Source organism: Gordonia sp. NPDC003376, assembly GCF_053589235.1.
The window spans coordinates 110,698-128,731 of the sequence record NZ_JBSFRM010000010.1 but is presented as its reverse complement, the minus strand read 5'-3'; the positions used below and the strand labels follow the sequence as shown (position 1 = coordinate 128,731).

Annotated in this window: 16 protein-coding genes; 8 read left to right on the top strand and 8 right to left on the bottom strand. The window is 66.4% G+C overall.

The window, feature by feature from the left end:
• Window position 1 precedes the first annotated feature (1 nt).
• The gene (locus tag ACWDUA_RS12745; protein WP_449751374.1) at window positions 2-1,036 is read left to right on the top strand and encodes an ABC transporter permease; all 1,035 of its coding nucleotides are present in this window, start codon (window positions 2-4) and stop codon (window positions 1,034-1,036) included.
• Window positions 1,037-1,173: 137 nt separating this feature from the next.
• Here ACWDUA_RS12745 and ACWDUA_RS12740 read toward each other — a convergent pair whose 3' ends face one another.
• From ACWDUA_RS12740 to ACWDUA_RS12720, 5 genes are all read right to left on the bottom strand, one after another.
• Entirely contained in the window at window positions 1,174-1,830 is a 657-nt protein-coding gene (locus ACWDUA_RS12740; protein WP_449751373.1) for an HAD family hydrolase, read from the bottom strand.
• Entirely contained in the window at window positions 1,827-3,179 is a 1,353-nt protein-coding gene (locus tag ACWDUA_RS12735) for an aspartate aminotransferase family protein (RefSeq protein WP_449751372.1), read from the bottom strand. The genes ACWDUA_RS12740 and ACWDUA_RS12735 overlap by 4 nt, the downstream gene beginning before the upstream one ends.
• Window positions 3,180-3,255: 76 nt before the next feature.
• Window positions 3,256-4,239 (bottom strand): phosphotransferase, encoded by a 984-nt coding sequence (locus tag ACWDUA_RS12730; protein ID WP_449751371.1) that lies wholly within the window; start codon window positions 4,237-4,239, stop codon window positions 3,256-3,258.
• A 2-nt stretch (window positions 4,240-4,241) separates the two neighbouring features.
• Complete coding sequence (locus tag ACWDUA_RS12725; protein ID WP_449751370.1) at window positions 4,242-5,144, bottom strand: phosphotransferase family protein; 903 nt, start codon at window positions 5,142-5,144, stop codon at window positions 4,242-4,244.
• Window positions 5,141-6,577, bottom strand: coding sequence for an amidase family protein (locus ACWDUA_RS12720; protein ID WP_449751369.1), 1,437 nt, complete (start codon window positions 6,575-6,577; stop codon window positions 5,141-5,143). The genes ACWDUA_RS12725 and ACWDUA_RS12720 overlap by 4 nt, the downstream gene beginning before the upstream one ends.
• A 172-nt stretch (window positions 6,578-6,749) precedes the next feature.
• Here ACWDUA_RS12720 and ACWDUA_RS12715 point away from each other — a divergent pair, with 172 nt between their 5' ends.
• From ACWDUA_RS12715 to solA, 7 genes are all read left to right on the top strand, one after another.
• The gene (locus ACWDUA_RS12715; RefSeq protein ID WP_449751368.1) at window positions 6,750-7,568 is read left to right on the top strand and encodes a GntR family transcriptional regulator; all 819 of its coding nucleotides are present in this window, start codon (window positions 6,750-6,752) and stop codon (window positions 7,566-7,568) included.
• A 248-nt stretch (window positions 7,569-7,816) separates the two neighbouring features.
• Window positions 7,817-8,062 carry a hypothetical protein gene (locus ACWDUA_RS12710; RefSeq protein ID WP_449751367.1) on the top strand — a complete coding sequence of 82 codons (246 nt, stop codon included), beginning with the start codon at window positions 7,817-7,819 and terminating at the stop codon, window positions 8,060-8,062.
• Complete coding sequence (locus tag ACWDUA_RS12705; protein ID WP_449751366.1) at window positions 8,062-9,648, top strand: sodium:solute symporter family protein; 1,587 nt, start codon at window positions 8,062-8,064, stop codon at window positions 9,646-9,648. Before ACWDUA_RS12710 ends, ACWDUA_RS12705 begins: the two co-directional genes overlap by 1 nt.
• A 224-nt stretch (window positions 9,649-9,872) precedes the next feature.
• Complete coding sequence (locus ACWDUA_RS12700) at window positions 9,873-11,294, top strand: amidase (protein ID WP_449751365.1); 1,422 nt, start codon at window positions 9,873-9,875, stop codon at window positions 11,292-11,294.
• A 54-nt stretch (window positions 11,295-11,348) separates the two neighbouring features.
• Window positions 11,349-12,158 carry an SDR family NAD(P)-dependent oxidoreductase gene (locus tag ACWDUA_RS12695; RefSeq protein ID WP_449751364.1) on the top strand — a complete coding sequence of 270 codons (810 nt, stop codon included), beginning with the start codon at window positions 11,349-11,351 and terminating at the stop codon, window positions 12,156-12,158.
• A 5-nt stretch (window positions 12,159-12,163) separates the two neighbouring features.
• Window positions 12,164-13,321: a tyramine oxidase subunit B gene (locus tag ACWDUA_RS12690; RefSeq protein WP_449751363.1), complete on the top strand. Its 1,158-nt coding sequence runs from the start codon at window positions 12,164-12,166 to the stop codon at window positions 13,319-13,321.
• On the top strand, window positions 13,318-14,529 hold the full coding sequence (gene solA, locus ACWDUA_RS12685; protein ID WP_449751362.1) for an N-methyl-L-tryptophan oxidase: 1,212 nt from the start codon (window positions 13,318-13,320) through the stop codon (window positions 14,527-14,529). The genes ACWDUA_RS12690 and solA overlap by 4 nt, the downstream gene beginning before the upstream one ends.
• 56 nt (window positions 14,530-14,585) lie before the next feature.
• Here the strand turns inward: solA and ACWDUA_RS12680 are convergent, their stop codons facing one another.
• The 3 genes from ACWDUA_RS12680 to ACWDUA_RS12670 all read right to left on the bottom strand — a co-directional run bounded on the left by ACWDUA_RS12680 (window position 14,586) and on the right by ACWDUA_RS12670 (window position 18,018).
• Window positions 14,586-15,554, bottom strand: a complete 969-nt coding sequence (locus tag ACWDUA_RS12680) for an AraC family transcriptional regulator (protein WP_449751361.1) — start codon at window positions 15,552-15,554, stop codon at window positions 14,586-14,588.
• A 200-nt stretch (window positions 15,555-15,754) separates the two neighbouring features.
• Window positions 15,755-17,227: a flavin-containing monooxygenase gene (locus ACWDUA_RS12675; RefSeq protein ID WP_449751360.1), complete on the bottom strand. Its 1,473-nt coding sequence runs from the start codon at window positions 17,225-17,227 to the stop codon at window positions 15,755-15,757.
• A 5-nt stretch (window positions 17,228-17,232) separates the two neighbouring features.
• Entirely contained in the window at window positions 17,233-18,018 is a 786-nt protein-coding gene (locus ACWDUA_RS12670) for an SDR family oxidoreductase (protein ID WP_449751359.1), read from the bottom strand.
• Between the last annotated feature and the right edge of the window lie 16 nt (window positions 18,019-18,034).

The window sequence follows — 18,034 nt, the reverse complement described above, 5'->3', positions numbered from 1 at the left end:
CGTGGGGACGGACACGGTCCCGACGACCCCCACCACGCCGTCGGTGCAGCGCCGGACCGGACCGCGACTGCCGGACTCGCTGAAATCCTATCTGGGCGTGAGCATCATGCTCGTCGTCCTGGTGGTGTACCTGTCGATCACCAGTCCGGCCTTCGCCACACCCGAGAACATCATGGCGATCTTCGAGACCAATGCGGTGCTCCTGGTCGTCGGAGTGGGCCTGACCTTCGTACTGATCGGCGGCGGATTCGACCTGAGTGTCGGTGCAATGCTCGCGTTGTCTGGGATTCTGATGGCGCAGTTGGTGACCGGTGGGATGAGCTACTGGATCGCGGGTCCGCTGGTGATCGTCGGCGCGGCGATCCTGGGTGCGCTCGTCAACGGCTCCGCCATCGGCAGGATGGGGCTGTCGTTCTTCGTCGTCACCCTCGGCACGATGTCGATCTTCCGTGGTGCCGCCCAGCTCACCACCGAGGGGCACAGCGTCGACATCTACGACGTCCCCGGCACGCAAGCCGTCGGGTCGGGCAAGCTCGCAAGTATCCCGTGGCTGGTCGTCATCGCACTGGCGGTTCTCGTCGTGGGGTACCTGGTGTTGCGGTACACCGGTTTCGGCCGGATGCTCTACGCGGTCGGCGGCAACCCCGAGGCGGCCCGCCTGGCCGGCATCCGCGTGCCGGCGATCCAGGTGGCGACCTACGGTATCTGTGCGGGGACGGCAGCGCTCGCCGGTGTGATGGAGGCCAGTCGCCTCGGAACCGCCTCGCCGACAGCAGGTGTCGGGATGGAACTGGTGGCGGCGTCGGCCGTTCTGCTGGGTGGCACCAGCTTCTCGGGAGGTTCCGGTGGGGTGATCGGGACGTTGCTGGGCACGCTGTTCCTGGGAGTGATCTCCAACGGCCTCACCATCAGCCAGGTCTCGTCGTTCTGGCAGGGCGTGGTCACCGGAATCGTTCTCCTGGCCGCGGTCGCCCTTGACCGGTTGCGGCACATCGGATTCCGAATTCCTGGGTTGGCGCGGGGTCCCGCGTCGTAGACAGTGAACATACCCGGAGGCGGTGTGACCACATGGTGGTCACACCGCCTCCGGGTATCTCCGTACCGCCACGCCGTTCACCGAGGCGGCGGTGCGGGTGCTGCTGCCGGTGTCGAGGGCGGGCGTCGGGTCACCTGTCAGGACAATGCGGCGTGCGCCTCGAAGATCTCTCCGGCGGTGCGCCCGCCGAGCCCTTCCCAGCGGATGAAGTCCTCGCGGTCGAGCAGGTGCCCGGCGAGGGGCACTCCCACCACCGCTGCCCCGGCGGATACGGCTGCAGTGATGCCCGGGGCCGAGTCCTCGACCGCGATACAGTCGCCGATGTCCACCCCCAGCCGGCGCGCCGCCAGCAGGTAGGCGTCGGGGGCGGGTTTGCCGTGTTCCACGTCCTCGGCCGTGACGACCACGTCGAAGGGGTTGAATTCCATTGCTGCGATCACCTTCTCGGCCAGCACCCGATAGGACATGGTCACCAGGGCGGTCGGCACCCCCAGCAGTCTGAGTTCACGCAGGATCTCGGCCGCCCCCGGCTTCCACGGGACCTCTGCCGTGAGGCTCGCGGTCACGTCGACGAGGAATCGCTCGACGATGGCATCGACCGAGGCCACTGCACCGGCCGCGATGAGGGTCTGCGCCATGTGAGGCAGCGTCGCGCCGTGGAGTGCCAGAGCGATCTCCGGCGTCCACCGGCCGCCACCCTCCTCGAGGATCGCCCGTGAGGATTCCGCGAAGTACTCCTCGGTGTCGACGATGGTGCCGTCCATATCCCAGAGAACCGCGGCCGGACCGTTCACGGGGTCACCACCGTGCGGCTGCGTACGGCCATGATGGACTCCTCGAGTCGTTCCACGAGCAGACGGGCATCGGCGGGGGAGTAGGTGAGCATCGGACGGATCTTCAACGTACTGTTCGTCGGTCCACACACCGAGATCAGCAGCCCGTTTTCCCGGCAGGTGTTGATCAGATCCGCGGTGAACTCGGTTGCCGGCGTCATGGAATGCCGGTCGGTCACGATCTCGACGCCGAAGTAGATTCCGGCGCTGCGGATGTCGCCGATCTCCTCATGGCGCGTCGCCATATCGTCGAGCTCGTCACGCAGAATGCCGCCGACCTTCTCGGCATTCCCTGCCAGGTCTCGTGTCACGATCTCGTCCAGCACGGCCTGGGCCGCCGCGACCGGAACGCTCGAGCCGCCGAAGGTGTTGAAATACGGTATGTCACGCCCAAAGGAGTCCAGAACGTCACTCGTGGCGACCAGCCCGGCCACCGGGACGCCGTTGCCCATCGGCTTGCCGAGGGTCACCATGTCGGGAACCGCTTCGTCGCATGCGAAACCCCAGAAAGCGCGGCCGACACGCCCGAAGCCGGGTTGCACCTCGTCGGCGATCACGACGGCTCCGGCCGCATGGGCAGCGGCATATGCCTTCTGGAGTATCCCGTGACCGGGGAAGACTCCGTCGGAGGAGAAGATGCTGTCGACGAGCAGGGCCGCCGGGCGGTACCCGCGCTCGATGAGTATCCCGAACGCATCGTCGACACGCCCGGCGAATTGCTCACCGACCGGACCGCCGTCGGTGCGGTAGGAGTCCGGTGGAGCGATCGCGATCACGTTGTCCGGGAGATCGGCGAGGCCGCCCGCAGACGGCGAGACCTCGGCGCACAGGGCCGTGGTTCCGTGGTAGGCCTCCGACGTCACGACGACGCCGGTGCCTCCGGTGGCGTGGCGGGCCACTCGCAACGCCAGATCGTTGGCCTCGGAACCGGAATTGGTGAACATCATCCGGTTGAGGTCGGCGGGGAATGTGGTGAGCAGTTGTTCGGCGTACTCCACGATGCCGTCCTGCAGATAGCGTGAATGGGTCGAGAGCGTCGCGAGTTGCCCGGACACCGCGGATACGACGGCGGGGTTGCAGTGACCGACGCTCGCCACATTGTTGTAGGCGTCGAGATACTCGTTCCCGTCGGCGTCGTAGAGTCGGGTGCCCAGGCCGCGCACCAGGTGGACGGGATGGCGGTAGAAGAGTCGGTAGCCGGTACCGAGGGCGTTGAGCCGCCGCTCGACGAGGGCACGGCTGCGGGGATCGAGGCCGGCGGCGTGATCGAGATCGAATCGATTGCCGTCCAGGATCGAAGACGTTCGCATGATTGCCTTTCGGGGTCGCAGAATCGCCGCCGCAGGGCGGTGGGCGGACACGAGGTGGAGGAGATGCGGTTGCGCGCTACAGGGAACCGATCCATGTGCCCCACCGAGGATCACAGAGCCGTGACTGTGCGCGGTGCAGCTTCCAGATCCCGTATTTGTGGTAGTCGAAGTCCCACCCGTCGTTCAGTCGGGCGTTGACGATGCCCCACAGTCCCCACTTGACGTCGGCGAGGAATCCGCATACCTGAACGCGGGCAACGGTTTGCGGGGTTGTGGCCCCGTAGAAGTCCTCGACGCACTCCATCACTCGGCGGTCGTCGTAGAAGAACTCGGTGGTCATCACGGCCAGCTCGTAGGCGCGTTCGTTGTTCGACGAGAACTCGAAGTCCACCAGCCGCATCGGCTTGCCCTCGGAGATGAGGAAGTTGCCGGGCATCGGATCGTTGTGACAGGGGACCAGATCGAGACCGCCGGCCAGCAGCGCCTGCTGCGCGGACTGTTGTTCGCGCATGATCTCGGGCCAGAACCGGGGGAGCCTCACACCGAGATCGATTGTCTGGGTGAAGTGTTCGTCGATCATGTCGAGAACTGTCTTGGTCGACGGCAGCGGCTCGATGCTGCCGAAGGCCCGGTACAGGCCGATGATCTCCGAGGTGATCTCCGGTTGCTTCATGTCACCGTTGGTGCATGCGCGGTAGCCCTCGAGGAATTCGATGATCTCGATGCCGGTGGCCGGATCGAAGTGCACGATCCGCGGACTGATCCCCAATGCCCCGGCGCGTGTGGCTGCGACATGTGCATTGTTGCGGTCGATGAACGCCTCCGAGCCGGCACCGGGGATCTTGAGGAAGAAGGTCGTCTTCTCCCCGTCCACCTCGAGACGCCAGTTCTCGTTCTGCAGACCACCGTGGATCGGTGAGTAGAGCACGCGCCGACCCGCCCATTCGGTGATGGCATCCAGCGCGGCCTCCACCGCGCGCTCCGCGGTCGTCCGCGCCTGCCCCCTCACGACCTGTGTAGCCGTGGCGGTCTCGTCCCGCGATGTTGTCAGCGTGCTCACGGTCAGATCCTCCTCAGCAGCTCTTGGGAACGGGCGGTCGACAGCGCCATACGCGCACGCAGGAGTTGCCAATCCCCGTACTTCGAGTACTCGTGGGTGCCCGGATCGAGGGCGTCGACGAGGAGGCCGATGAGCGCCTGGCGCACATGGTCGGCGTATCCATAGACCATCGCGCGGGCGAAGAGTGCCTCGTCGATCGTGCCGCGGGCGATCTCGAAGAGCTCACGGGCGTGGGTCTCGTCATCGGCGAGCTCCACCAGCACCACGCCGATGTCCTGGTAGGGGTCGATCATCGCCGACCAGTCCCAATCCACGAGCATCGGCTCACCGTCGGAGCGTGAGATCATCACATTGGAGAGATTCCCGTCCCCGTGGCGGAACTCGAGATCGTAGCCGACTGCGACGATACGTTTTTCGGCCTCATCGAGGGTTCGACGGAAGAACTGGAACTCTACCGGGATCGGGATGCCGGTCTGGTGTAGCAGCCGGTGGAGATCGCGGACATCGTCGAAGACGGTCGATTCGCGGACGATTGTCGGACGCACCGAGCCGACCGCGTCGCGTAGACGGAAGAGTCGGTCGGGGAATCCGGTCGACCCGGCGTCGCCGAGTGTCGCGGTCGCGTGTGTCCCGCCGAGGTCTGCGGCCACCATCACCCCGGCGGCGGGGTCGGCGCCGAGCACCGCGGGTGCGAGACCGGCGGCGCCGGCCGCCGTCGCCGCGGCGAGCGCGGTGGCGACGTCCAGATACGTTCGGGCGGCGGGGGTGTAGTGGCGGACGAGTACCGGTTCGTCGTCGACGAGACCGAGGGAGCGCAGGGAATCGGCGCCCCACCAACTGGGGCTGGCCATCGTGGGTGTGGCATCCCGGAGGTCGGTGACCTCCGGGAGAAGGGCGTTGGTCACGGCTCGGTCCTCCATACGTTGCCGGGAATGGTCCGGGGTTCGAGCGGCCAGTCGGGTTCGCGGCCGCGCTGTGCTTCGAGCCAGGCCGCGAGAGCAAGCACCCGGCGATCGGTGAATCGCGGCCCGACGAGCTGGACGCCGATGGGGTGTCCGCGGTCGGCACCGAAGGGCAGCGACACGGCGGGTTGTCCGGTCTGGTTGAACCACGCGGTGAAGCTGCAGTGCTCGAGTGGGCGAAGCGGGTTCATACCGAGTCGATCGGCCGGGAAGGCCGGTGACGGGAGCACCGGGGACAGCACGAAGTCGACCGCCGACTGCGCTGCGGCGAACCGCATCTGATCCTTTGCCACACGCCCGAGCGCTCGCTCGTGGTCGGTGGCGCTCAAGGGGCCTGCGGAATCGATCCAGTGCGTCAATCCGGCGAGCACCTCGTCGCGGCGGTCGGCCAGGGATTCGAGTTCGGCCCGTGCCCGGACGACGTAGAGGGTGTCGAGTGCGTCATAGGCATCAGGGGCGAAGGGCGCCGGGATGTCGACGATCTCGCAGCCGGCGTCGGCGAAGACCGCGGTGGCATCGCCCAGCGTGCGCAGGGTCGGGGCGTCGGCCTCGAATCCGTAGCCCATGTGTGTGAGGACACCGATACGCAGGCCGCGGACGTCCTGAGAACGCACCGCGGTGGCATCCGGACTCTCGTCGTCCGGCAGTGCGAGTGTGTCGCGCGGATCGTTCTGGGCCAGCACGTGGTAGAGATCCATCACGTCGGCGACGGTGCGTCCCATCGGCCCGGCGCTCCGGACGGTACTGGGTGCCAGGTGTGGGATTCTGCCCTGGGTCGGTTTGATCGCCACGATGCCGCAATGGGCGGCGGGCAATCGCACCGACCCCGCGATGTCGGTCCCGACGGCACCCCAGGTGAGACCTGCGGCCAGCGATGCTCCGGCCCCCGAGCTCGAGCCGCCCGGGGTGGTGGTCAGATCCCACGGGTTACGCACGATCCCGTAGAGCGAGGAAACCCCGGAGGCCAGCATGCCGAAGTCGGGCATCGTGGTCTTGCCGACGATGACCGCGCCGGCCTCTCGCAACCGGGCTGCAGGTGGCGAGTCCACCGTCGCCACCGGCAGTCCGTCATTCGGGCGCGTGCCGTGCCGCCACGGCAGTCCGGCGGCGTCCACGCTGTCCTTGACGGTCACGGGCACGCCGTCGAGCGCCCCACGCGGTGTGCCCGCCGCCCACCGTGCCGTCGATTCCCGTGCGCTGTCACGGGCGGCGTCGAGCGCCGTTGTGGCGATCGCGTTGATGGCGGGCTGTACCGCATGCAGATGCGAAATGGTCGCCTCGAGAGCGTCTGTGGGAGTGGTACTGCCAGAGGCGAAGCCCTGCCGCAGGTCGTCGATGGTCGACCCGAGGACGGGAAGTCGTGTGTGCGGTGGCATGACCAAAGGATCGGTTCTGACCATTTCTGGTCCGGCGTCCCCGCGTAAATTCCATATTTCCAGTGCATGCGAACAGTGGACTCCGATGCGACCCTTGAGGACACGCCGCCGCGGATGAGACGGAGCATCCCGGCGGATCGCACAGACGACTCCCGACGACCCATGGTGACCGGTGGACCACGACAAGACCTTTTCAACCATTTCCCGGCTGGCCGATGACCTCGTCGGCAGGGGATTCGCCAAGCTTCCGGCGGAGCGAGAGCTGGCCGAACGACTGAACGTGTCGCGATCGGCGGTACGTCGTGTCCTTGCGGATATGGAAGCGCTGGGCGTCATCCGGCGGGTCCGCGGCCGCACCGGCGGTGCGTTCCTGACCGCAGCCGATACCCGCCCGGACGACACGTTCGCGGAGTCGGCAGAGGACGGCGTGAACCGCCGTGTCGAGCGCACGCTCGACACGGTGGTCGGGGTCCCGCAGATGTTGCGGTCGCAAGGGTTCGAGTCGGGCACCCGATTGCTCTCGGCGGGTTTCGAGCATCCGAGTCGCGAGGAGCGCGCCTACTTCGGTATCGGGCCGGAAGACCTGCTGGCGGCCATCGTCCGCATCCGCTTCGCCGATGGGGACTCCTTGTCCTTGGAGTCCTTTCGGGTTCCGGCGGGCCGGTTTCCGCGGCTCCTCGAGCATTCCCTGATCGGCTCGCTCTACGAACTGCTCGAGGAACACTACGGAGTGCGTGCAGGCGAGGCACATGAGCAGATCCAGGTCGTCCACGCGGCACCACGGGTGGCCGCCGCACTGGCGGTCGAGGTGGACACACCGCTGCTCAAGGTCACGCGCGAGAGCGTGGACCATCGCGGCCGGCCGCTCGAACGATCGATCGACTACTTCCGGGCGGACCGGACCGTTCTGCATGTGACCGCGCGATCCCGGGACGAGCACGACCATTCGACGACCATGCTCGAACATCGGCTCGACGACTCGCCGGACTGAAACGCCGCCGACCGGGTCGCCACGCGTAACACCTCCGTTACTGGTGGGCGTGTGACCAGTAATGGTCAGCTCGCAGACTGTTGATGCACGCCGGGCGTCGACCGGACGCGGACAATGGTCGTCCACGTCCCTCGGCGATCTCCTGACCCGGTCGGTCCGCGATCGACAACACCGAGTGTCTCACCGTGTCATCACTCCACTGATCCCACGCTGCTGGGCAATCGACCCCTGAAGAAAGGAGCCGCACGTTGTCTCAATTCATCAAGAACCTTGACCGCAAGGTGATAAACATAGCGTTCGGCATCATGTACGCCTTTGCTTTGTTCATGGCGCTGTTCCCGCCATTCTACTTGAGCGCCAGTGGAGTACGTGGCCCGGTGATCTTGGGCATCCCGTGGGCGATCTTCTACTGGATCGTCAACGCCGCGCTTGTCGGTGTCAGTCTCTCGGCGCTCTACATCGTCGAGAGCATTCGCGGGGAGGCCGACAACTGATGGCAATCATGCTCGGAATGCTCCTCGCCTTCTATGCTGTCGTGGTCGGAATCCTGTACCTCACCAAACAGAAGTCCGCACCGACTTTCGACGAGTACTCGGTCGGCGGTCGCAGCTACGGGACCTGGTTCGTCGCGATGTCCTACGTGAACTCCTGGTGGCCGGGTTCCACCTTCATCGCGTTCTTCGGGCTGGCTGCCGGCGCCGGCGTGTTCGGGTTGTACGCACTGGCCTACTCGACGCTGGGCGTGGCGTTCATGTATCTCATGGCGACGCGTGCATGGCGGTGGGGCAAGGTGTACGACCTGAGGACCCAGCCGGACCTGCTGCGTGTTCGCTACGGCTCGCAGGCGGTGCGGGTCATCGCATCGGTGATCGGCGTCGTCTCCCTGTTCCCCTGGGTGGTCCTCGGAATGCAGGCGCTCGGGCAGCTGTTCGAGATCGCCAGTGGCGGTGCATGGTCGGTGGTGGCATCCCTGGCGGTCGGTCTGGTCGTCATCCTGATCCGGCAGATCTGGACCGTCCAGATGGGTATGCGGGGACTGATCATGACCGACATGTTCCAAGGTCTGGTCGCCTACGGCGTCTCCGCGCTGGTCGGTGTCATCATGCTGACGGGCGCGTTCGGCAGCCCCATCTCGTGGGGCGATCTGGCGACGGTGTCCGATGAGTTCCTGGCCTTGCCCGGGGACGGCGGCAGTTACGGACCGTGGTACATCTTTGCGCTCATCTTCACCGGCGTGATCGGTTCGCTGTGCTGGCCGACGAGCTTCCAGCGGATCTACACCGCGTCGAGCGTCCGGACGGTCAAGAAGGGCACGCTCGCAACGATTCTGATCTCGGCAACCTTCTACACGATCTTGATGCTGGTGGGAATCGCCGCCGTCGGCATCCCCGAGGTGGCCGACAATCCGCAGTCCGCATGGTTCACGCTGATGGATCAGTTCGGCGGCACCTGGATGCTCGGACTGGCGGTGGTGATCGTGTTCGCCGCGCAGATGGGTCACACCGATGCCAGCGTGCAGGTGGCGGGTCTGCAGGTGTCGAACGACATCATCGCGACCATTCGGACCCGTCCACTGTCCGATCACCAGCTCACCGTGATCGCGAAGACCAGCATGGTGGTCTATATGCTGCTCGCGGCGGCGATCGCCTTCTTGACCTTCAACTTCGATCGACTGCAACTGCTTGCCCAGATCTCCTATCAGGGCATCATCCAGCTGGCGGTGCCCCTGTTCCTGGGGATCTTCTGGCGAGGCGGGAACCGGCACGGTGCCATCTGGGGCATGATCTCGGGCTTCATCATCGCCGGGGTGCTCACCCTGGTGTACCCCGACGACATCGCCGCATTGGGTGGACTCACCGGAGGCATCGTCGGACTCGCCGTCAATCTCGTTGTCTTCCTGATCGTCTCGGCGCTGACCGGGCACTCGGAGGACGAGCGCGAGCGGGTGGACGAGATGTTCCGGCTCGCCACCAACAAGCATGCGGAACCGGATGTGAGTGCAACCGGTGACATCGAGCAGGTGTCCGACACCGTGAACGCGCCGGTTGCCGCCGGTGAGTCGGCCGGGGCGCCGGGATAGGCCTGCGCCCGACAGGACGCCGACATGCGGGCCCGCACCTCATCGGGTCCGTATGTCGGCGTTGTGGTCTCGGGACGGGCGATGGTCCGGTCGTGGGTGTTACAGACCTTTTACGCCTGCGCCGGAGGACCAGTAATGGTCGCGCCCTTTGATGTAGCCATTGCCGAGAATTGGTATACGAGAGCCTATGTCGTCATCGTTCACCGCAGATAGGGAGACCACGCATGGACGTCGAGCAGTACGCATGGATGCCTGCCACCGAGATCGCGGCCCAGGTGGCCGCGGGTCGGCTGACCGCCGTGGAAGTGGCCGAGGCGGCGTGTGCCCGCATCGAGGCGCTGAATCCGTCACTCAACGCCTACGTCAGTTACGACCGTGAGCAGATCCTCGAGGATGCGCGCGATCTGGATGCGCGTCGAGCGGCAGGGGAGGAGCTGGGCCCGCTTCACGGTGTGCCCTTTGCGATCAAGGCACTGACCACCGTGGCCGGGTTGCCGGCCACGCACGCGATGAAGCCTTTCGCCGACGAGATCGGCAAGCAGGACGCGGTGGTCGTGCGGCGCCTGAAGGAAGCCGGTGGGCTCTTCACCGGTCTCACCAACGCGCCGGAGGCCGGCTATTACGGCGGCACCGATGGACACCTGTACGGCGCCACCCACAATCCGTGGAAGCGGGGATTCAGCGCGGGAGGTTCGTCCGGGGGATCGGCCGCTGCGGTGGCGGCGGGAATGGTGCCCATCGCCGAGGGGGCCGACGGGGCCGGATCGGTGCGGATTCCCGCAGCGATGTGTGGGGTGGTCGGATTCAAGCCCTCGCTCGGGCGTATCCCGCATTCGTTGTTGCAGACCGAATTCGAGACATGGGTGTTTCACGGCCCGATCGCCCGGACACCCGCCGACGCGGCATTGATGCTCGATGTCATGGCAGGCTTCGATCCGAGTGACCCGATGAGCCTGCCCGCCGAACCCCGGTCGTACGTATCGCGGCTGGGACGGTCCCTGGAGGGGCTGCAGGTGGCGTACTCGGCGGATCTGCATGTCGGTCACGTCGATCCCGAGGTCGCTGCCATCTGCCGTGCGGCCGTGGACGCATTCGGTGAACTCGGCGCGACGGTCACCGAGGCCACCCCGGAGTGGGGTGAGCCCGAAGAGGCCATGTGGGAGGGGATCTGGGTCCCCGGTTTCGCCGCCGACAACGATCTGTTCGACGACTGGGCCGATCTGCGCGGACAGGTCGACGACCAGTTGATCGAGATCCATGAGCAGGCCAAGACCCTCACCGCGGTGCAGATCGGCCGCGCGCAGGCGTTCCGTTCACGCATGTACGACGTGTTCACCGAGTTCATGGGAACCTACGACCTCCTGGTGTCGCCGACGCTGGCGACCGCGAGCTTCCCGTTGGAACAGTTCACCCCGCACTGGCTGGCCGGTGACTCCCTTCGGCGACAGCTGCTCGGCTGGTTGCTGACCTACCCGTACAACCTGCTCACCTCTCCTGCGATCACCGTGCCCGCCGGCTTCACCTCCGACGGACGGCCCGTCGGATTGCAGATCGCGGCCCGACATCGCGCCGACGCCGACGCACTCGCTGCGGCCGATGCCTATGCGTCGGTGCGCCCGTGGGGTGACCGACACCCCGAGATGTGATGTACCCCGACATCGTCAGACCGTGCGCAGGGCGCACCGACAGGAGGCAGTGACATGATCGATCTGGACGGAAAGACCGCGGTGGTGACCGGGGGATCGCGTGGTATCGGACGCGCGTGCGCGTTGCGTCTGGCAGAGGCCGGCGCGTCGGTGGTGATCCTGGACCGATCCGACTGGAAGCTCCCCGATTCCGAATCGTGTTCCGGGGCGATACGGCGCGCGGGTGGAGTCGCCCGATCGTATCGGCTCGACGTATCCGACTCGGCCCAGGTCGACGAGGTGTTCGCGATGATCGCGGCGGACCAGGGGATCGACGTCCTCGTCAACAATGCGGGGGTCCTGCACGCCGGGAGCGTCACCGAGACCACCGATGAGGTCTGGCGAAACCAGTTCGCGGTCAACGTCGACGGCACGTTCTACTGCACCCGTGCCGCGCTCCGCGTGATGGTCGCCGCAGGACACGGCGGCAAGATCGTCAACGTCGCCTCGATCAGCGGACTGCGGGCGAACCCCGGCTTCTCGGCCTACTGCGCCGGTAAGGCCGCCATCGTCAACTTCACACGTCAGGCCGGAATCGACTACGGCGCCATGGGGATCAACGTCAACGGTGTCGCTCCCGGCTTCGTGGAGACGGACATGACCGCGATCTACCCGCCGGAGATCCGCGCGGCCCTGGAGGGCCAGACCCCCAACGGCCGGTGGGCGAGCCCGGACCATATCGCCGACTCCGTCCTCTTTCTCTCGTCGTCGCTCTCTGACCACATCTGTGGCGAGATCGTGGTGGTGGACGGCGGGTGGCTCGTCGGGACACCGGTGGTGCCCGCCGAGTCGGCAGAGCTTGTGACCCAGGACAATCGGAAGTGAGTGAGATGACCATCGACAACGTCGAGGCCGGACCGGGCTTCGATCCGTCCATCGATTTCCTGTACCTGTCCGAACCGGACATGGTGGCCGCCGGTGTGACCGACATGGCCGCGTGTGTCGACACGATGACGGAGATGTTCGGCGTTCTCGGTCGCGGCGACTATCGGATGGCCGGGCAGAACGCCGACTCGCACGGAGCGATGGTGACCTTTCCCGACGAGCCCGCGTTCGCCTCCATGCCGCGCAACGCCGAGGATCGTCGGTTCATGGCGATGCCCGCCTATCTCGGCGGCGACTTCCGTGCCGCAGGGGTCAAGTGGTACGGCTCCAATGTGGACAACAAGGCCGTCGGACTCCCGCGATCGATCCACCTGTTCGTCCTCAACGACGTCGACACCGGGGCGCCACGTGCGGTGATGTCGGCAAACCTGCTCAGTGCCATGCGCACCGGTGCGGTTCCCGGTGTCGGGGCGCGGCTGTTCGCGGCGCCCGACGCCCGGGTGGTCGGGATCGTCGGTCCGGGAGTCATGGCGCGCACCGCACTGCAGTCGTTCGTCGTGGCCCGGCCCGGAATCGAGGTCGTGCGGATCAAGGGTCGGAGTCCTCGGGGCGAGCAGGTGTTCCGCGGATGGGTCGCCGAGCACTTCCCGGACATCCGCGTCGAGATCATGCCCGACAACGAGAGCGTGGTGCGGGGCGCCGACATCGTGACCTACTGCACGACCAGTGGCGGTTCACCGGAGAACTACCCCGAGTTGCGACGCGAATGGGTCAAACCCGGTGCCTTTCTGGCGATGCCCTCGTCGGCACGACTGGACGAGCAGATGATGGCCGACGATGTGCGCAAGGTCGTCGACAACCTCGGTCTCTACGAGGCATGGGCGGAGGAATTCCCTTATCCCACTTACGAATCGATAGCCATCATCGGATGCCATTTCACCGATCTGGTGCACGACGGGAAGTTGTCGCCGGACGGTATCGAGGACATCGGCGAGATCATCGCCGCGGGCGAGGTGGAGCGTCGTGACGGAGAGATCGTGCTGTTCTCCATCGGCGGAATGCCGGTCGAGGATGTGGCATGGGCGAAACGGGTCCTCGAGCGCGCGCAGGCGCTGGGAATCGGCACCCCACTGAATCTCTGGCAGGCTCCGGTCCTGGCATGACGAGTGGCAGATGTGCGGCCGCCGATGACGTAGACGTCGATGTCGCCGTCATCGGGGCCGGGACCGTCGGTGCGCTGACGCTGTGGCAGCTGTCGAAGACCGACGGGATCTCGGTGCTCGGGATCGAACAGTACGGGCGCGCTCACGGTGAGGGCTCCTATGCCGGGGAGTCGAGACTGTTCCGGCTCGCCTACAAGGAAGGTGCTCTGTACGTACCGCTGCTCGTCGAGTCGCGACGCAACTGGCACCAGCTGCAGGATGAGGCCGGTGTCGAGTTGTTCTTGCCGGTCGGCGCCCTGAGTGTGGGTTCGCAGAACCGACCGGAGATGCGGGCAACCCTTGAGACCATCGAGGAGTTCGGCCTTCCCCATCGACTGCTCGACAGCACGGAGATACGTCGCGAGTACCCCCAACACGCCGTCGGCGACGACGACGTCGCTGTTCTCGACCTCCAGGGCGGTGGCATCCGGCCCGAACCGGCCGTGTTCAGTGCCCTCCGGCTCGCGGAGGAACGTGGGGTGCAGATGCGCTACCACTGCCCGGTGCTGGCCGTGGAAGCCGACGAGAACGGGGTCACGGTCCGGACCGCCGGGGGAGATGTCCGTGCCCGACGCGTCGTCGTCGCCGCAGGATCGTGGGCATCGGAGCTCTTGGGCGTGCCGCACGATCTGATCACCGTGCAGCGTCTGCTGCTGTCGTGGTTCATGCCACGCGACATCACCCGCTATGCGCCACAGCACTTTCCGGTCTTCATGCGGGATGTCGGTGACGTCCACTTCTTCGGTGCGCCCTCGCTCGACGGCTACAGCGTGAAGGTCAGTCCGGGGCATGCCGCGTTGCCGTCGGCGAGATCGGTCGAGGCACTCCCCTCGGGGATCGACCACCGGACCCGCGCCCTGCTCGGCTCACGGGTGCGACAGTTCTTTCCCGACATGAACCCGGAGCCGGTGCGCGTGAGCGGCCACCACGACACCTTCACCGCCGACCGGGTGCCGATCGTCGATCTCGATCCCTCGGGCCGGGTGGTGGTGGTCACCGGTCTGTCCGGCCATGGATTCAAGCTGGCCCCGGTCTTCGGCCGGATGGCACGGGACCTGGCGGTCGACGGCGAGAGCGAGTGGTGGCGGGAGGAGTTCGGCGTCGCCGCGCATCGGCGCCGGGCGCGGGATCGGGCGATGCCGACGGTGGGTTCCCACCACCCGGGGTGACGAAGGCGGGCGTGCCACCCGTGCCCGTGAGCATCCGGGAGCAGGTCGGCGGTGACCTACTGGGCCAGCGTTGCCGACGGCAACTCCCCGAAGTGCTCGCGGTACGTGTGGGCAAATCTCCCGAGGTGGAAGAAGCCCCACCGCGTCGCGATCTCGGCCACCGATGTCGTGGCCGGGTCTGCGGCGAGTAGCTCGGTTCGGGCCCGACCCAACCGGGTTCGGCGAATACACTCCCGTGGTGTGGTGTCCAGTTCGCGGGCGAACAGCTCTTGTAGTGTTCGGGCCGAAACCCCTGCGAGCGTGGCCAGTTCGTCTACACGCCAAGGGTGTTCAGGGTTCTCCTCGATCAGCTCCAATGCGGTGCGCACAGCCCGGGACGTCACCGTGGTGGGTGTGCGCGTCGCATGTGACGAATTCGGCTGGATGGTCAGCAGTCCGGAGATGATGGTCTGCTCGAGGTTGGCGGCCACCAACGTCGACTCGAAGATGCTCGCCGAGGGCCCACTCAATGCGTCCACCGCATAGCGGACCAACCGCATCCAGGCCTGGGCGGTGGGCGCGGCGAGGTCGAGGACCGGCTCGAACACGAGGGGACCGGCGTCGTCGTCAGCGGTCGCGGCAACCGCTTCCAGGGCTTCCCGGCGGATGTACACCACGAGCTTCTCGCAGTCGTCGGACCACACCATGTCGACCGGCTCGGTGGGGGAGGCGACCGAGGCACGCCAACGGTCGCTGGGCACCACCCGATCACCCACGCATACCCGCGCAGAACCCGCGATCGGCGCCTGGACCAGGAAGAAGTCCTCGAGGCGACCGGGCGTGATGTGGACCTCGGAGCCGTACCGCATGTAGTTCAACGTCACATCGCGCCCGATCGTCGCGGAGTTGTGGACCAGGTCCAGATGGCTGTCCCGATGCCCGAGCGACAATCGATGTGCGCAGAAATGTCGCGAGACCTGATCGCGGGCCTGGTCCAGGTCGGTGGTGGCGCCGACACGGTAGTGCGTGAGGAGATCATTGGTCATCGTGAGAACCTCTGCTGTGCGGTGGTGATCTCAGCGATTCTGCTGGTCAGGGTACATATCGTCAATCGGGTGGGCGGAGATTCCGCAGGGTCGAATACCGCCGGTGCACGCTCGTCGCACCCCGACAGACCCTCCACACTTCGTCAGATGCCCCGCCCCAGAGGCGGAGCATCTGCGCAGAAGTGGGGGGTCTGCGGGCCTCAGCGCGCTGCGGCGATCCGCTTCCTGAGTTTCGCGGTCACCCGCCGGTACGACGAAGGACGTACGGGGGTGATCCACTGGCCGAAGCGGGTCAGCGGGCCCACGTTCAGATCTGCTTCGTCGAGTACCTCGTCGATGTTGTGCAGGGAGAACGGGACCACGTTGGTGCCGCGGGCGTGGTGGCCGTTGGTTCGTTCGGCCATCCATCGGACCCGCTCGACGACCATGTCGCGCATGGTCTCGGTATCCGGAACCTCGTGCAGGCCGGCCAGATACGAGGCGGTCCACACCGCCGCCATCTCGGCCGACAACGGCGAGAAGAACGACGAGTTGTAGCCGGCGAACGTCAGGTTGGGCACGTCGATCGGCAGGATGTGGTGATAGAGCAGGAAGTTGCCGTCGTCGTCGGTGAGGCGATCCTGGATCTCGTCGCTCAGGAACGGCGTGACCTGGTGGTATCCGGTTCCGCAGATGACGATGTCGGCCTGGATCAGCGACCCGTCGGACAGCTCGGCGAACGGCCTGCCCTCCTTCTCGAGGAACCGGGTGACGGTGGTGTCGCGGCGCACCCGGATCGAACCGTCCTGCACCCCTTCGTAGAACCCCTCCGACGCCAGGCTCACCGATGCGGTGGCGATGGTCCGGAACGGCTTGTCCGGCACCAGCCCGCTCTCGACCAGCTTCAGCTGTCGGGTGATCACTCCGCCGACGGTGGCGGTCATGCTGTTGGCGATCGCGGAATCGTTGGCGTGCAACACCTTCTCGAAACCGGACTGAGTCTGGTACGGGAACAGGTTCTCCCCGAGTCGGGTCATCAGCAGGTTCTTGTAGTTGACGACGCCCATGATCTTGCGGGGCACCTTCCACAGCAGACCACGGGCGATCACCGTGGTGCTCGCGGCGACCGGGGCCACCACGGCCGCAACGTCATTGGCCGACTTGCCGTATCCGACCATCACCACGTGACGATCGGTGACCTCGTCGAGTTCCCCCAGATCACCGGTGGTGATCACCCGGCCCCCGGCCGCCTCGAGTTGGTCGACGCCCTCGAAGTCGGGGAGCACCGGTTCGCTGAAGATGCCGTTGGCCACCACGAGGTGGTCGTAGGTCTGCGTATCGGTGGCGGTGGTGACGATCCAGCCGCTCTCGTCGGCTGTGGGTTCGGCCGACAACACCTCGGTCCCGAGCCGCAGGTACGGCGCGAGGCCGAAGGTGTCGACGTAGGACTCCAGGTACTCCTGGACGTGCTCGCCCTGCAGCCACTGCGGGTAGGCGCGCGGGTACCTCAGATCCGACAGGTGATAGGTCTGCTTGTTGTTCTGGGTGGCCAGGCCGGGGTAACGGCGGGTCACGCTCCACACCCCGCCGACGTCGGGGGTCTTGTCGAAGACGGTGACCTCGTGGCCCACCTCGGTGAGCACCTTGGCACTGGACAGGCCGGCGAACCCGGCGCCGATGATGGCGATCTTCATGGCGGTCACTCCGTGAGCTGGGGGATGGCGGGAACGAAGGATTCGGGGCCCATCGCCGAGTAGCCGCCGTCGGCGGCCCAGTCGGCGCCGGTGACCACCGAGGCGTCGTCGGAGGCGAGGAAGGCCACCACGCGCCCGATCTCGGCGGGATCGGCGACTCGGCGGGTCAGATGGAACGGCGCGGCCACCGAATCGGTCTTGGCGCGATCGTCCCCGGAGAGGGTGGCCATGATGGTCGACCAGGTCCAGCCGGGGTTGACGCTGTTGACCCGGATTCCATCGGTGGACAGGTCCATCGCCATCGAGCGTGTCAGCTGGGTGACCGCGGCCTTGCTCGCCGGATAGGTCCACCGGCCGGTCTGTGCGACCTTCGCCGAGGTGCTGGTGAAGTTCACCACCGCGGCATGCGCACTGATCTTGAGCCACGGATGGGCGTGGCGGATCACCTCGACCATCGACACCACATTGACGTCGAGCGCTCGCAGCCAGTCCTCACGGGTGGTGTCGAAACCGTTGTCGAGGTAGACCGCAGCGAGATTCACGACGATGTCGATCCCGCCGTGTCGCCCGACGACGGTCGAGATCAGCTCGGCGAGTGAGGAGTCGTCGGTGATGTCGGTGTGGATGAAGGACACGGAGTCGGCGAGCGCAGCGGCTCGGGAGCCGCCCTCGTCGTCGACGTCGGCCACCACCACGGTGGCGCCGGCGCGGGTGAGCTCGGCGACGACGCCGTGCCCGATGAGGGTGGCACCGCCGGTCACGATCGCCGTGCGTCCGGTGAGGTCGGTCATGGGTCCTCCAGGTCTC